Raw genomic sequence first — 12,920 nt, 5'->3', positions numbered from 1 at the left:
CATAGCTACATCATTTCTGCACAATAGAAACAAAACAAGATCCGAATTCGACGGAGTAAGTCAGGAGGTCAGGTGAGCACCAGAAGGTACGTCGTCGGTAAGGCGGCCGATCTCGCCGACGGGGAGAAGATGGCCGTCGAGGCGGGCGGCCGCTCGATCGCGATCTTCAACGTCAAGGGCCGCTACTACGGCCTGCTCAACCGATGCCCGCACCGCGGCGCCGACCTCTGCGCGGGGCGGTTCCTGCCACGGGTGACGGCGGCCGTCCCGGGCGAGTACCACTACGACACCGAGCAGACCTTCCTGGTCTGCCCGTGGCACGGCTGGGAGTTCGACGTGACCACCGGCCAGTCCTACTTCGACCCGGTGGGGATGCGCGGGCGGCCCTACAAGGTCGACGTCGAGAGCGGCGCGACCATCGCCGGGATGCAGCCCGGACCGCTCCGGGCCGAGACGGTCGGCGTCCAGGTCGAGGACGACTACCTCGTCGTCGATCTCCGCCCGCAGCGCGCCCAGGCGGCCCGCACCGAGAAGCAGGAGACTGCATGACCACCCTGACCACTCCCCTGATCGAGCCCGTCGTCGACCGCGCGGGCCGCGAGACGCTGTGGACCGGCAGCGTCATCGACGTCGATGTGCACGCCCAGGTGCCGAGCGCCGAGACGCTCTTCCCCTACCTCGCTCAGCAGTGGGTCGACTGGTGCACCGAGCGGAACTGGAAGCAGCCGCAGGGTCCGCTGTCGCACTACCCGCCGAACTCGCCGCGCACCTGCAGGCCGCAGTGGCGGCCCGCCGACGGCCGCACGCCGGCCTCGGACGTGGACCTGCTGCGCCGGCACGTCCTCGATCCGTGGGACGTCGATCGCGCAATCCTCAACTGCTACTACGGCATCGACAGCATCCGCCAGCCCGATTGGCACAACGCAATGGCAGGCGCCGTCAACGACTGGCTGATCGAGGAGTGGCTGAACAAGGACTCCCGGCTGCGTGCCTCGATGGTGCTGCCCGCCCGCGACCCGGCCTCCATGATCAGGGAGATCGAGCGGGTCGGCTCGCACCCGGGAATCGTGCAGGTGCTCCTGCCGGTGCGCACCGACGCCCTGTGGGGCCGGCGGATGTTCTTCCCGGTCTTCGAGGCGCTGGCCGAGCACGGCCTGGTCGCCGGACTGCACTACGGGGGCACCGCCGACGGCGTGCCGTCGACCACGGGCTATCCGTCGTACTTCATCGAGGAATACGCCGCCGAGTGGCAGGCCTTCGGCAGCCAGATCACCAGCATGGTCGCCGAGGGCCTCTTCCAGGTCGTCCCAGACCTGCGCGTCTCCGTCCTCGAAGGCGGGTTCCTGTGGCTGCCCGCATGGGGCTGGCGGATGAACAAGGACTGGAAGGGGCTCCGTCGCGAGGTGCCGTGGCTGACCGAGCCGCCGTTCGATTTGGTGCGCAGGCACTTCCGCTTCTCCACCGCACCCACCGAGGCCGGGCCGGCCCCGTTGCTGGAGAAGGCGATCGGGTGGCTGCGCAGCGAGGACCTGCTGATGTTCGCCACCGACTATCCGCACGCGCACGACGACGACCTGGCCCAGTTGCTGAGCGCGATGCCGGAGTCGATGCGGGCCAAGACCATGGCAGAGAACGCCCGGTCCTGGTATCGCCTCTGAGACGGCGATCGGCGGGCCCCGTACGTCGCGTACGTGGACCCGCCGATCAGCGTGTCGGGGGCAGCGTCAGCGGCCCGAGACCCGAAGCCGCACCGGACCGCGGAAGTTGTACTCCGGGCGGTAGTCGAACTCACCGGCGACGCGAAGGTCCGGGTAACGCCGATAGAGTGCGGTCAGCCCGACCTCGATGTCGAGTCGAGCGAGCCACTGCCCCAGGCAGGTGTGGATCCCGAACCCGAAGTCGACGTGGTGCTTGGCATCCTCACGCTCGATGTCGAGCCGCTCGGGGCCGGGGAACCGGGCCGGGTCGTGGTTGGCCGAGGCGACGAGCAGGCGGAGCGTCTCGCCGGTACGCACCTCGAACCCGTCGATTTCGGTATCGACCGCGACCGCGCGGTGCACGCCGTGTGCGGACGGGCAGTAGCGGAAGAACTCCTCGATCGCGTTGCTCGTCAATTCGGGGCGCTCGTGCAGCAGGGTTCGCTGCCCGGGGAAGGCGTCCAGGGCGATCACCGCGTTGGAGATCATGTCGTTCGCGTTGCCCGAGGTGAGCATCACGGTGAACATCGTGGTCAGCTCGGCGTCGCTGAGTCCGGTGCCGTCCTCCCCCGCTGCGAGCAGGTTGGAGACCAGGTCGTCGCCGGGTCCGTCGGCGGCGCTTCCCTGCCGGCGTGAGCGAATCACGTCGTGGACGTACGCCTCGATGTTGCGGACCGCGTCGTACGCCTCGGCGAGGTTCTCGTAGTTGGTGCCCAGCCCGCGGCGCGCGGCCAGTGCCCAGCCGCGGAAGGACTCGACGTCGATGTCGGGGATGCGCAGCATCCGGCAGACCACCCGGAACGGCAGGTAGAAGGAGAGCGCGCCCAGGTCGAACGGGTCCTCGCCCGTGGCGGCGATGCCGTCGAGCAACTCCTCGGCGATCTCCTCGGCCTCACTGCGCAGCGCGTCGATGGCCCGCACCGAGAAGGCCCGGGCGACGAAGCGGCGCAGCCGGCTGTGGTCCGGTGGGTCGTTCAGTCCGAGGTGATGGGAGTCGTGCTCGATGAGATGGTCGTACATCGCCAGCTCGTCGCCGCCCAGGGCGGCCCGCTTCTCGGTGACGCGGGAGCCGGTCTGCCGCCGGTTGGAGAAGCGCTCGGTGTCGCGGAAGATCGCCTTGATGTCGTCGTATCGCGAGACCACCACGACCGGCCCGACGCGCAGCACGGGCGCGTGCGCGCGCAGGTCGGCGTAGAGCGACCAGGGATCGGCCAGCATCTCGGGGTCGAGCGCGAAGAAGCGGCTGGCCCGCTCCTCGAGGTCGCCCAGTCGGGCACCGGTCGCGGCCACGGTCATCGGCGTACCTCTCTGTCGGTTCGGGGACTCACAGGTCGAGGACGAGGCGCGGGCCCTTGGAGCGGGAGCAGCAGATCATCATCACGTCGTTCGCGGCCCGCTCGTCCTCGGTCAGCAGGGAGTCGCGATGGTCGGGCTCGCCACCCAGGACGGCGGTCTCGCAGGTACCGCAGGTGCCCTCGCGGCAGGACGTGAAAATGTCTACGCCTGCACGCTCGAGGACGTCGGCGATGGACTCGTCGGGACCCACCGTCATGGTGAGGCCGGACGCGTCGAGCACCACCTCGAAGGAGGTCGTCGGGCCGTCGAGGGCACCTTCCTTGGGCCGGAATCGCTCGACGTGCAGGGCTCCGGTGGGCCACTCGGCGCACTGCGCCTCGACCGCGTCGATCAGCACGCCGGGACCGCAGCAGTAGACCGCCGTGCCCACGACCGGCTCGCCGAGCAGTCCGGCCAAGTCGATCAGGCCGCGCTCGTCCTCGGGCCACAGCGTGACCCGGTCCCCGTAGCGCTCCAACTCGCCGCGGAAGGCCATCGACGCCCGGCGCCTGCCACCGTAGACCAGCCGCCAGTCGGCCCCACGGCCCTCCAGCTCGGCGATCATGGTCAGCAGCGGCGTGATGCCGATGCCACCGGCGATGAAGAGGTGGCGCGTGGCTTCCTCCAGCGCGAACTCGTTGCGGGGGCCGCGCAGGCGGACGGCGTGTCCGGCCGCGACCGTGTCGTGCAGGTACGACGAACCGCCCCTGCTCTCCGGCTCGCGCAGGACGGCCACCCGCCACGACGACAGGTCGGCCGGATCGCCGCACAGCGAGTACTGCCGCTCGACGCCGTTCCCGAGCACCAGATCGACGTGCGCACCGGGCGTCCACGCGGGCATCACACCCCCGTCTGCGCGCACCAACTCGAACGCGCGCACACCGTCGGCCTCGGCGACGACTGCTCGCACGGTCGCATCGAACAGCCGATCCGGGTCGGCCGACAGGGGATCCCTCAGTACTCCGGTCTGTGTCATCTCGATAACCCTCGACATCGTTGCTGTAAAAACATTAGAAATCATAGTAACATGTTATGTACATAACATTGATCGACGAGAGGGTAGCGAAGATGGCCGGAGAGTTCACCCGCAACGGCCTGCAGCGCGCAGCGCTGAAGTGGGGACATCAGCTCAGCACTCTGCTCTACCCCGTCGCGCGCAAGACGCTGCCGTATCGCCCGAAGATGTGGTGGATCCCGCGACTACCGATCTGGGCCCACCCGAGGCGCGCACCGCACGGTCGCCCCTGGAGCACCCCGGTCCCGGCACCGGCCGACGAGCTGCGCACCGGCCCCGGCGTCCAACTGATTCCCGAAGCGCAGCAGCGCGCGTTCGACGAGGCTCCGCTGCACGACTTCATCCGCCTCCACCCGGAGATGCGCGGAGAGCACAGCCCCACCGGGCACATGTGGATCTCGCTGCTCTCGACGTCGCCCCGTGTCCAGGGCGCCGCCCGCCGCCGCGCGCAGGCCAACCGCCGCCCCGACGCCACCGCACCGGCCGCGCGGGTGACGCCGGCAGCACTCACCGAGGCAATGAAGCGCGAGGCGGCGCGCCTCGGCCTCGCCGCGGTCGGCGTGACCGCCTACGACATCAAGTACAACTACGCCGAGTACCACGGCCTCGCCGTCGGCGACACGATCATCGTCGGCATCGTCGAGCAGAACTTCGACTCCACCCAGATGTGCCCGAGCCTGCGGTCGGAGAAGGCCGCCCTCTCCGCGTACGCGGGACTCGAGGACCGGATGCGCCTGCTCGCCGACTGGATCCGGGAACAGGGCTACGCCGCCAGGGCCGAAGGCTTCGTGGGCGAGTCCATGGTGATCCCGTACGCCGTCCAGGCAGGGCTGGGCCAGCTCGGCCTCAACGGACAGCTGTTGACCCCGAACGCCGGGTCGCGCTGTCGCATCGAGGTGATGTCGACCGACGCGCCGTTCCTCCACGACACTCCGGTGGACTTCGGAATCGAGGGGGTGTGCGACAAGTGCCAGATCTGCGTGCGCCGGTGTCCGGCGGGCGCGATCCCGGCGATCCGCAAGGAGAGCCGCGGCGTCGTCAAGGCGAAGCTCAACACCAAGCGCTGCCTGCCGGTGATGGGCAAGACCGCCGGCTGCTCGGTCTGCATGAAGGTCTGCCCCGTGCAGCGGTACGGCCTCCCCGCCGTCCTCCAGGAGTTCGAGGCCACCGGCCGCGTCCTGGGCAAGGACACCGACGACCTCGAGGGCTTCGACTGGCCACTGGACGGCAGGCACTACGGGCCCGGTGAGCGGCCCCGGCTCGCTCCCGAGGTCTTCGAGACGCCGGGCTTCGAGTTCGACCCGGACCGCAAGGTGCCGCTGGACTGGGTGGACCCGACCGGGACGAACACCGAGGCGCTCGGCTATTGAGCCGACGAAACCCCCCGCATACGACGTATCCATCCGCTGAGAACCCCACATCCCTTGACACGCAGGAGAAGCCATGAAGCTCGTCGTCGACCTCAATCAGTGTGAGAACCACGGTCAGTGCACGTTCGCCACGCCGTCCCTCTTCTCGCTCACCGACGAGGGCCTGCTGTCGTTCCGGTCCACGGCCCAGGACGAGTACGTCTCCGCCGACCTCACCGAGGCCGACGCCGAGGCGGCGGCCTCCGCCGTCGACATGTGCCCCATGCAGGCGATCAGCCTGCGCGGGTGAACGCGCCCGTGAACGGGGCCTGCCGCCGATTCGACGACCACGTGGTCCTGGTGACCGGGGCGACCAGCGGCCTGGGCGAGGCCTGCGCACTGCGACTCGCCGCGGAAGGCGCCGACGTGGTGGTCACCGGCCGGCGCGCGGACCGCTGTGCGGAAGTGGCCGAGGAGGTGCGCCGGCACGGCGGGAAATGCCTCAGCGTTCCCGGCGACATCACCGACCCCGCCCATCCGGAGCGCCTGATGGAGGCGACCCTGGCCGAATTCGGCCGGCTCGACGGCGCCGTGAACAACGCCGGAGTCAGCCCGACGCCACGACCGGCGGCCGAGTATCCGGACGAGCTGTGGAACGACACGATCGCACTGGACCTGACGGCCGTATTCCGCTGCCAGCGTGCGGAACTCGGAGCGATGGTCGCGGCCGGTCGCGGCGCGATCGTCAACGTCGCCTCCTACGCAGCCACGACGGTCCAGACGCGGGGAATCGCCTCCTATGCTGCGGCCAAGCACGGGGTGCTCGGCCTGACCCGGTCGGCGGCCCGCGACCATGCGGCCGACGGGGTGCGGGTGAATGCGGTCGGACCCGGGCACATGCGCACGGCGATGATCGACCGGCTGCTCGACCCCGAGGGCGAGGAGCGGCTGCGGACGCGCATCCCGATGGGCCGCATCTCGGACCCGGAGGAGGTCGCCGCCGTGGTGGCGTTCCTACTCTCCCGGGACGCCTCGTTCGTGACGGGGCAGATCGTCGTGGCCGACGGCGGACTCTCGATCTGAACCGAAACAGGACCGGGTCGATCGGCTGAGCCCGCCGCCAGGCATGGGAGCCTCAGCCGATCGACGTCGCGGTCTCCGGGTTCTCCGGCCACTTCAGGCGCTTGTACAGCGGATCGTTCTGGTCGCGCGTGCCCCGGAAGTGGCCGCCCGGCACGGCATTCTGGCAGGGCACCGTCCCGTCCCACTCCATCACCACGCGGCGGTAGGTGATCTTCCAGCCGTCCTCGGTGCGCTGGAAGTAGTCGAGATAGCGCCCGATCGACTGGTAGAGCCGGTCTTCGGCGGTCTGCATCCAGTAGGCGAAGTACGACTCGCCGTATGCCTCGTCGCCCTCGACCTCGAAGATCGACTGGCCCATCAGGTGGTAGATGAAACTGGAGGCCGACGTGAAACCGGGGTTGTCACAGATGAACTCGGCGAACTCCTCGCGGCTCCCCCGGAAGCGACCGTGGTCGTCGAAGGACGTCTCCGAGTAGCAGGCCAGGATCCCCTCGCGGTCCATCCGGTCCACGGCGCGCTCGAGTTTGGCCACCAGTTCGGTGAGCTCCATCTTGTCGGCAAGCAGCGCCAGGTCAAGCGTGGCAGTCATGTATCGCTCCTTCGGCCAGAACGTCGTCAGTTGTTGTCAACTTATGCTTTAAGGAGGCTAGCGTGGTGGGCCCACCTCGTCCAGCACGTGCGGTTTCTCCCTTTCGGAGTCGTAAACAAGTGTGTTTACTATTATGTAACAAGTAGACAAGTGATGCTCGTCTCATCTATGTTCCCTTCAGAGGACACCCGTCGCCCGATGACGGGACCCGAACACACGAGGAGCATCGGTGTCATCCAGGATTCTCACCCTCAAAAAGGCAACGCGGGTCGGTGCCGTGTTCGCCGTGGCCAGCGTGGCCAGCGTGGCACTCGCAGCGTGCGGTGGCAGCAGCAACGACACATCCACCTCCGGCCCCGACAGCGGCAGCAGCTCGTCGAGCTTGACCGGAACACCGATCAAGATCGGCTATGTCGCTTCCAAGTCCGGCGCGCAGGCCACGAACGGCCTCGCGGCCGAGGCCGTCGCACACGCCTGGCAGGAGTCCACCAACGCAAGCGGCGGCATCCTCGGTCACCCGGTCGAGATCGAAATCGTCGACTCCAAGAACACCGTTCCGGGCGCCACCTCGGCGGCCAAGGCATTCCTCGCAGACGACAGCGTCGACGCCATCTTCATGACCGATCTGGTCGCCGAGGGGGCGATGGCTGACCTGTTCAAGGACACTCCGGTCCCGGTGATCAGTGGCGGCGGCTCCAGCGACCTGCTCTGGTCGCAGGTCCCCGGCGTCTTCCAGAACGTCTCCGGCTCGGACTACACCATCAAGTCCTACATCGACCAGTCCAAGGCGGCAGGTGCGAAGAGCTTCGGCTGGGCCGCCTGCGCCGAGGTCGCCGTCTGCGCGACCAACGGTGAAAAGGCCGAGGACTACGTCAAGTCCATCGGCATGGACGCGACCGGCGTGCAGCAGTTCTCGGCGACGGCCAGCGACTACACCGCCCAATGCCTGGCCTTCACCGGCAAGGACACCGATGCGATCGCCTTCAACATCGGCTATGCCGTCGGCGCCCGTGTCGCGACCGACTGCCTGCAGCAGGGCTACGACGGCATCTTCTCGGTCATCAACTCAGGTTTCGACCAGGAGGCGTTCAGCAAGGTCTCGGGCTTCAAGTCGGCCGGCGGCACGCAAGGCTTCCCGTGGTGGTCCGACGACGCGAAGGTCGTGGCCTACCGCGACGCCATGAACAAGTACTCGCCCGACGGCGTCTACACCTCGGGCAACTCCACCGCCATCTGGTCCAGCTTCGAACTGTTCCAGAAGGCACTGGAGAACGCCAAGCCGGCCGAGATCAACCGGACGACGGCGATGGACGCGATGTACACCGTCAAGGACGAGACCCTCGACGGCCTGCTGCCCGAGCCGATCACCTACACCAAGGGCCAGGCCTCCAAGCCGGTCGGCTGCAACTGGCTGTTCACTTTCAACGCCGGCGACGACAACCCCAAGGGCATCGCGCCGGCAACGTCCGGCAACAGTGCGACGGGCGACCTCGCCAGCACCTGCGGGGGCTACCTGCCCGGCCTCGGCATCTGATCCACCGCACACGCATCACCGAAGGCCCGCGTCCTCCATCCGGAGGGCGCGGGCCTTTGCCTATTTCCTCCGTAGGACTCAGGGTGTGTGCGGGCGCATAGCCGCCCTCGTCTCCACATTTCGCCAACCGGATCATTGAGCGCCACAACATAACCCGGGACTCGACCCGGCCGGCCCGCTGGAATGCCGCCGCCACGCGCCCGTGGCGTAGCTCGAACGACTACCCGGGTGCGGTGGTTGCTCGACCTGATCGCGGCGGCCGGCACCGAGTTGACGGCGCGGCTGTGGCAGCCGGTCACGTTTGACGTCCTCGCGGCCAGACTGAACTCGTCGCCGACTGTGACCCGGGATCGGCCACCGTCGACCCCGGGATCGGCGACCGTCGCGGTCGGGGTCGATTGGTCCCCGTCCACGCTCGGTTCACTTTCAACGCCGGCGACGACAACCCCAAGGGCATCGCGCCGGCAACGTCCGGCAACAGTGCGACGGGCGACCTCGCCAGCACCTGCGGGGGTAGCTGCCCGGCCTCGCTATCTGATCCACCGCACACGCATCACCGAAGGCCCGCGTCCTCCGTCCGGAGGGCGCGGGCCTTTTCCTATCTCCTCCGGTGGGCCGCGGGCCTTCGACCGTTTCCTACGTACGGCTCGGGGTGGCGTGCCGGTGCATGCCCGCCGCGGCTCCGTTCCCGTGGCGTAGCTCGAACGACCTGGACCACGATGAGGCTCAACGCAACTGAGCCCGCCCCCTGAATGGGGGCGGGCTAGTTGCGTCCGCGGGAGGGACTCAGGCGGCGCCGTCGCCGATGTACTGCTCGAGCACGTTGCCCTGGAGCAGGGTCTCAGCGCTGCCGTCGTAGGCGATCTCGCCGCGGCGCAGCACGTAGGCGTGATCGGCGATCGACAGGGTGCGCAGCGCGTACTGGTCGACGAGGAGTAGCGCGACGCCCTTCTCTCGCAGGGTGCGGAGGAAGTCGAAGACCAGGTCCACGATGATCGGCGCCAGTCCGAGCGAGGGCTCGTCGACGAGAACCAGACGCGGGTTGGCGACGTAGGCGGCCGACAGCGCGAGCATCTGCTGCTCACCGCCAGACATGGTGCCGGCCTTCTGGTTCAGCCGCTCCCCCAGACGCGGGAAGACGCCGGTCGCGATCTCGATGCTCTCCTGGGCGTTGAATGCGTTGGACTGCATCAACAAGTTCTCCCGCACGGTGAGGTTGCGGTAGACGCCCCGGCCCTCGGGCACGTGGCACAGGCCCGCGCGCGAGCGCCGCGCCGCCGAGGTCCGGGTGACCTCGTCACCGTCGATGAACACCTGGCCCGACGAGGGTCGAATCAGCCCTGAGGCGACGCGCAGCGACGTGGTCTTGCCGGCACCGTTCGGGCCGATCAGGGCCGTCACCGAACCCGGCTCCACCCGCAGGGACACATCCCGCAGCACCGAGGTGGTCCCGTAGCTGGCGTTGACGTTGCGCAGTTCGAGGGCCGGCTTTCCGGTGAGAGCGATTCCCCCTGCGGCCTCGGTCGTTGTCGTTCGTTCGGTCATCGGACCATCTCCTCGATGAGGTCGTCGGCGATCTCGATCTCGGCGTCCGCCTCGGAGCCGAGATACGCCGCCTGGACGACGGGGCTGTTGCGGACCTCGCTCGGCGTGCCGTGGAAGAGCATCTTGCCGAAGTCGAGGACATGGATCTGGGCGCAGATCCTGAGCACGAGAGCCATGTCGTGCTCGACCAGCAGGATCCCGCAGCCGCGCGTCTTGACGATCTGGGTCAGGGTCTCGCCGAATTTCTCCGTCTCGACCGGATCCAGGCCGGAGGACGGCTCGTCCAACAGCAGGACGTCGAAGGGGCCGCTGAGGCAGCGGGCCAGCTCGACGAGGCGCCGCTGTCCGGTGGAGAGCTCGCCCGCGTTCACGTCACGCAGGTCTGCGATCCCACACAGCTCCATCGCATACTCGGCCGCTTCCAGGGTCGCCCTGCGTTCCTTCCGGGTCGCCATCAGTTGACCGCGCAGGCTGGAGCCGGCCATGCCGGACTCGACGCCGAGCGCGACGTTCTGTGCCACCGTGAGCGAATCCGCCAACTGCATGAGCTGGAAGGTCCGGCCGAGACCGCGGCGGCCGCGGGCGGCGGCGCCGAGGCCGGTGACGTCCTGGCCGTGCAGCATGACCTGGCCGGTGGTCGGGGTGAGCAGGCCACTCGCCGCGTTGAACAGCGTGGTCTTTCCCGCACCGTTGGGGCCGATCAGACCGGTGATCTGGCCGACGGGAGCCGTCAGCACCGCCTTGTCGAGCGCGGTCCGACCGCCGTACTTGATCGTCAGGTCGCGGATCTCCAGGCCGGTGGCCGCCGACGGGATCTGCCACGGATCGTCGGCGACGGCGACGTTCGGTGCCTCCTTACGACGCCGGAAGTGGGTATCGATGAAGTCGCGGGCACGCTGCGGGAGCGTGTCCGCGCCGCCGCGGGTGGCGATCACGATGGCGCCGACGCCGAAGATCACGCTGAGCCACGGCGTGGCGGTCTCGCTGTGCCAGTACGCCGGGATCATCGCCGAGACGACGCCCACGACCGCGTACCACGGCTCGCGGAACGGCATCAGTGCCAGCGTGGCGACCAGGACCAAGGAGTAGTAGGCGGCGTAGTTGCTGTCGCCGAGCACCGCGTAGTGGATGGTGCTGCCGTAGAGCGTGCCGCCGATGCCCGCGATGTAGCCGGCGATGCAGAAGACGATGAGGCGCAGCAGGTTGGTGTTGAGTCCGAGGGTGCGCACCGCGAGCGTCGCCTCCGACAGTCCGCGCAGCACCCGGCCGAGCCGGCTCTGGTGGATGAGCACCATCACGATGGCGGCAACGACGAAGAAGGCGAGCACGATGTAGTACCACGCCTCGTCGCCGGCGTCGCCCGGTCGCGGCATCGGCAGGCCGGTGCCCGTCGTACCGAAGAACCAGCTCTTCTGGTAGAGCCAGGCCTCCGCGGACAGGCCGAAGCCGAGCGTGGCCAGGGCGAGGAACAGTCCCTGCAGGCGGATGGCCGGCAGTGCGAGCAGCGCCGCCACCGGGACGACGACCAGGGCGGAGAGTAGGACGCCGACCAGCCACGGCAGACCCCAGTGAGCACTGATCTGGGCGAAGGTGACGGCACCGATCGCGGCGAAGACGGCCTGGCAGAGCGAGACCATGCCACCGGTGCGTACGACCAGACCGAGCGAGAGCAGCACGATCGCCTGCGTCAGGCCGACGGTCAGGAAGGTCAGGTTGGAGGAGAAGATCTGCGGACCGAGGAGCAGGAAGATCAGCACGACGCCACCGCCGATGAGCCGGGTGCTGGTCGGGCCGTGGTACGGGATCTTGGGCGCCTGCTCGGCTCGCGCCGGAGTGTCGAGGCGCCGCTTGGGCGTCACCATGAGAGCGATGATCAGGACGATGAAGGGCAGCGCCGTCGACATGCCCTGCAGGGACGGGATGTCGATCGCGAACTTGGTGAAGAGACTCGAGGCGACGCCGATCACCAGCGCGCCGACGTAGGTCAACGGGATGTTCGAGAACCCGCCCAGGGCGGCGGCGCCGAAAGCCTGCACGAACAGGAAGGTCATCGCGACCGCTTCGATGCCGGCGGTCGGAGCGATCAGCACGCCCGACAGTGCCGCGAGCGAGGCGCCGATGCCCCAGGACAGCCGCTGGACGGCCTGCGGGCTGGTGCCGTGCAGGGCGACGAGGTCGGGATCGTTGACCACTGCGCGCATGGCCAGGCCGACCCGGCTGAAGCGGAAGAAGTAGAACAGCGCGGCGACGATCACCAAGGAAATCACGATGATCGTGAGCTGGGCATAGGTCACGTTGACGCCGGCGATCCGCGTGATCGTGGTGGCGCCGGGCAGGAACGGCTCCGGCCGCAGCGGGTTGAATCCGAACTTGACCGTGGACAGGCCCTGGACGAGCAGGACGATGCCCACCGTGGCCACGACCTTGAAGGCGGGCCTCTGGTTGCTCAGTTTGAGACTCACCGCAGAGAGGACCAGGCCGCTCAGCGGGCCGAACACCAGTACCGACAGCAGCAGCGCGAGCCACCAGTTCATGGTGAGCTCGACATGGAGCCAGTAGAAGATGTAGGCCGCCGCGGCGGCGATCGCGCCGTGGCCGATGTTGAACAGGCCGGACGTTTTGTACGTCAGAACCAGCCCCGTCCCGGCGAGGCCGAGCACAGATCCGGTCACCAGTCCGGCGACGATGAAGGGCAGGAGAGTGTCCACGTGATACCTCTGGGTTGCTGGGAACGATGGCACGCGCCCCGGGACCGGGCGTCGGTCTATTGATG

The 12,920-nt window shown here is 68.4% G+C and carries 11 protein-coding genes; 6 read left to right on the top strand and 5 right to left on the bottom strand.

From position 1 onward, the window contains the following. The first annotated feature begins 72 nt into the window (after positions 1 to 72). Together MLGJGCBP_RS20175 and MLGJGCBP_RS20170 are read left to right on the top strand one after the other, a co-directional pair. Entirely contained in the window at positions 73 to 549 is a 477-nt protein-coding gene (locus tag MLGJGCBP_RS20175) for a Rieske (2Fe-2S) protein (protein ID WP_236581218.1), read from the top strand. Then, a complete protein-coding gene (locus MLGJGCBP_RS20170; RefSeq protein WP_160097719.1) occupies positions 546 to 1,658 on the top strand; it encodes an amidohydrolase family protein in 1,113 nt (370 codons plus the stop codon). Before MLGJGCBP_RS20175 ends, MLGJGCBP_RS20170 begins: the two co-directional genes overlap by 4 nt. Before the next feature lie 66 nt (positions 1,659 to 1,724). Here MLGJGCBP_RS20170 and MLGJGCBP_RS20165 read toward each other — a convergent pair whose 3' ends face one another. Continuing rightward, positions 1,725 to 2,993: a cytochrome P450 gene (locus tag MLGJGCBP_RS20165; RefSeq protein ID WP_160097718.1), complete on the bottom strand. Its 1,269-nt coding sequence runs from the start codon at positions 2,991 to 2,993 to the stop codon at positions 1,725 to 1,727. A gap of 28 nt (positions 2,994 to 3,021) precedes the next feature. Beyond that, on the bottom strand, positions 3,022 to 4,008 hold the full coding sequence (locus MLGJGCBP_RS20160) for a PDR/VanB family oxidoreductase (RefSeq protein WP_201453141.1): 987 nt from the start codon (positions 4,006 to 4,008) through the stop codon (positions 3,022 to 3,024). A 56-nt stretch (positions 4,009 to 4,064) separates the two neighbouring features. Here MLGJGCBP_RS20160 and MLGJGCBP_RS20155 point away from each other — a divergent pair, with 56 nt between their 5' ends. The 3 genes from MLGJGCBP_RS20155 (at position 4,065) to MLGJGCBP_RS20145 (ending at position 6,479) form a co-directional block, all read left to right on the top strand. Continuing rightward, positions 4,065 to 5,417, top strand: coding sequence for a hypothetical protein (locus MLGJGCBP_RS20155; protein WP_160097717.1), 1,353 nt, complete (start codon positions 4,065 to 4,067; stop codon positions 5,415 to 5,417). A 73-nt stretch (positions 5,418 to 5,490) separates the two neighbouring features. Continuing rightward, positions 5,491 to 5,706: a ferredoxin gene (locus tag MLGJGCBP_RS20150; protein ID WP_160097716.1), complete on the top strand. Its 216-nt coding sequence runs from the start codon at positions 5,491 to 5,493 to the stop codon at positions 5,704 to 5,706. Continuing rightward, positions 5,703 to 6,479, top strand: coding sequence for an SDR family NAD(P)-dependent oxidoreductase (locus MLGJGCBP_RS20145; RefSeq protein WP_160097715.1), 777 nt, complete (start codon positions 5,703 to 5,705; stop codon positions 6,477 to 6,479). Before MLGJGCBP_RS20150 ends, MLGJGCBP_RS20145 begins: the two co-directional genes overlap by 4 nt. 52 nt (positions 6,480 to 6,531) lie before the next feature. Here MLGJGCBP_RS20145 and MLGJGCBP_RS20140 read toward each other — a convergent pair whose 3' ends face one another. After that, positions 6,532 to 7,068 carry a nuclear transport factor 2 family protein gene (locus MLGJGCBP_RS20140; protein WP_087557812.1) on the bottom strand — a complete coding sequence of 179 codons (537 nt, stop codon included), beginning with the start codon at positions 7,066 to 7,068 and terminating at the stop codon, positions 6,532 to 6,534. A 229-nt stretch (positions 7,069 to 7,297) separates the two neighbouring features. Between MLGJGCBP_RS20140 and MLGJGCBP_RS20135 the strand changes: the two genes are divergently transcribed. Continuing rightward, positions 7,298 to 8,602 (top strand): ABC transporter substrate-binding protein, encoded by a 1,305-nt coding sequence (locus MLGJGCBP_RS20135; RefSeq protein WP_160097714.1) that lies wholly within the window; start codon positions 7,298 to 7,300, stop codon positions 8,600 to 8,602. A 786-nt stretch (positions 8,603 to 9,388) separates the two neighbouring features. Here MLGJGCBP_RS20135 and MLGJGCBP_RS20130 read toward each other — a convergent pair. Continuing rightward, entirely contained in the window at positions 9,389 to 10,147 is a 759-nt protein-coding gene (locus MLGJGCBP_RS20130; RefSeq protein ID WP_160097713.1) for an ABC transporter ATP-binding protein, read from the bottom strand. Beyond that, positions 10,144 to 12,855: a branched-chain amino acid ABC transporter permease/ATP-binding protein gene (locus MLGJGCBP_RS20125; RefSeq protein WP_087557815.1), complete on the bottom strand. Its 2,712-nt coding sequence runs from the start codon at positions 12,853 to 12,855 to the stop codon at positions 10,144 to 10,146. The genes MLGJGCBP_RS20130 and MLGJGCBP_RS20125 overlap by 4 nt, the downstream gene beginning before the upstream one ends. Positions 12,856 to 12,920 lie beyond the last annotated feature (65 nt).

The organism is Rhodococcus sp. T7, assembly GCF_009872365.1.
Lineage (GTDB): Bacteria > Actinomycetota > Actinomycetes > Mycobacteriales > Mycobacteriaceae > Rhodococcus_F.
This window is presented reverse-complemented; position numbering and strand designations above follow the sequence as displayed.

What these genes read in the sequence shown, in the direction of transcription:
- MLGJGCBP_RS20165 (WP_160097718.1), bottom strand. Translation starts at nt 2,993, where the DNA reads ATGACCGTGGCCGCGACCGGTGCCCGACTGGGCGACCTCGAGGAGCGG.
- MLGJGCBP_RS20155 (WP_160097717.1), top strand. Translation starts at nt 4,065, where the DNA reads ATGTACATAACATTGATCGACGAGAGGGTAGCGAAGATGGCCGGAGAG.
- MLGJGCBP_RS20160 (WP_201453141.1), bottom strand. Translation starts at nt 4,008, where the DNA reads ATGACACAGACCGGAGTACTGAGGGATCCCCTGTCGGCCGACCCGGAT.
- MLGJGCBP_RS20140 (WP_087557812.1), bottom strand. Translation starts at nt 7,068, where the DNA reads ATGACTGCCACGCTTGACCTGGCGCTGCTTGCCGACAAGATGGAGCTC.
- MLGJGCBP_RS20150 (WP_160097716.1), top strand. Translation starts at nt 5,491, where the DNA reads ATGAAGCTCGTCGTCGACCTCAATCAGTGTGAGAACCACGGTCAGTGC.
- MLGJGCBP_RS20130 (WP_160097713.1), bottom strand. Translation starts at nt 10,147, where the DNA reads ATGACCGAACGAACGACAACGACCGAGGCCGCAGGGGGAATCGCTCTC.
- MLGJGCBP_RS20170 (WP_160097719.1), top strand. Translation starts at nt 546, where the DNA reads ATGACCACCCTGACCACTCCCCTGATCGAGCCCGTCGTCGACCGCGCG.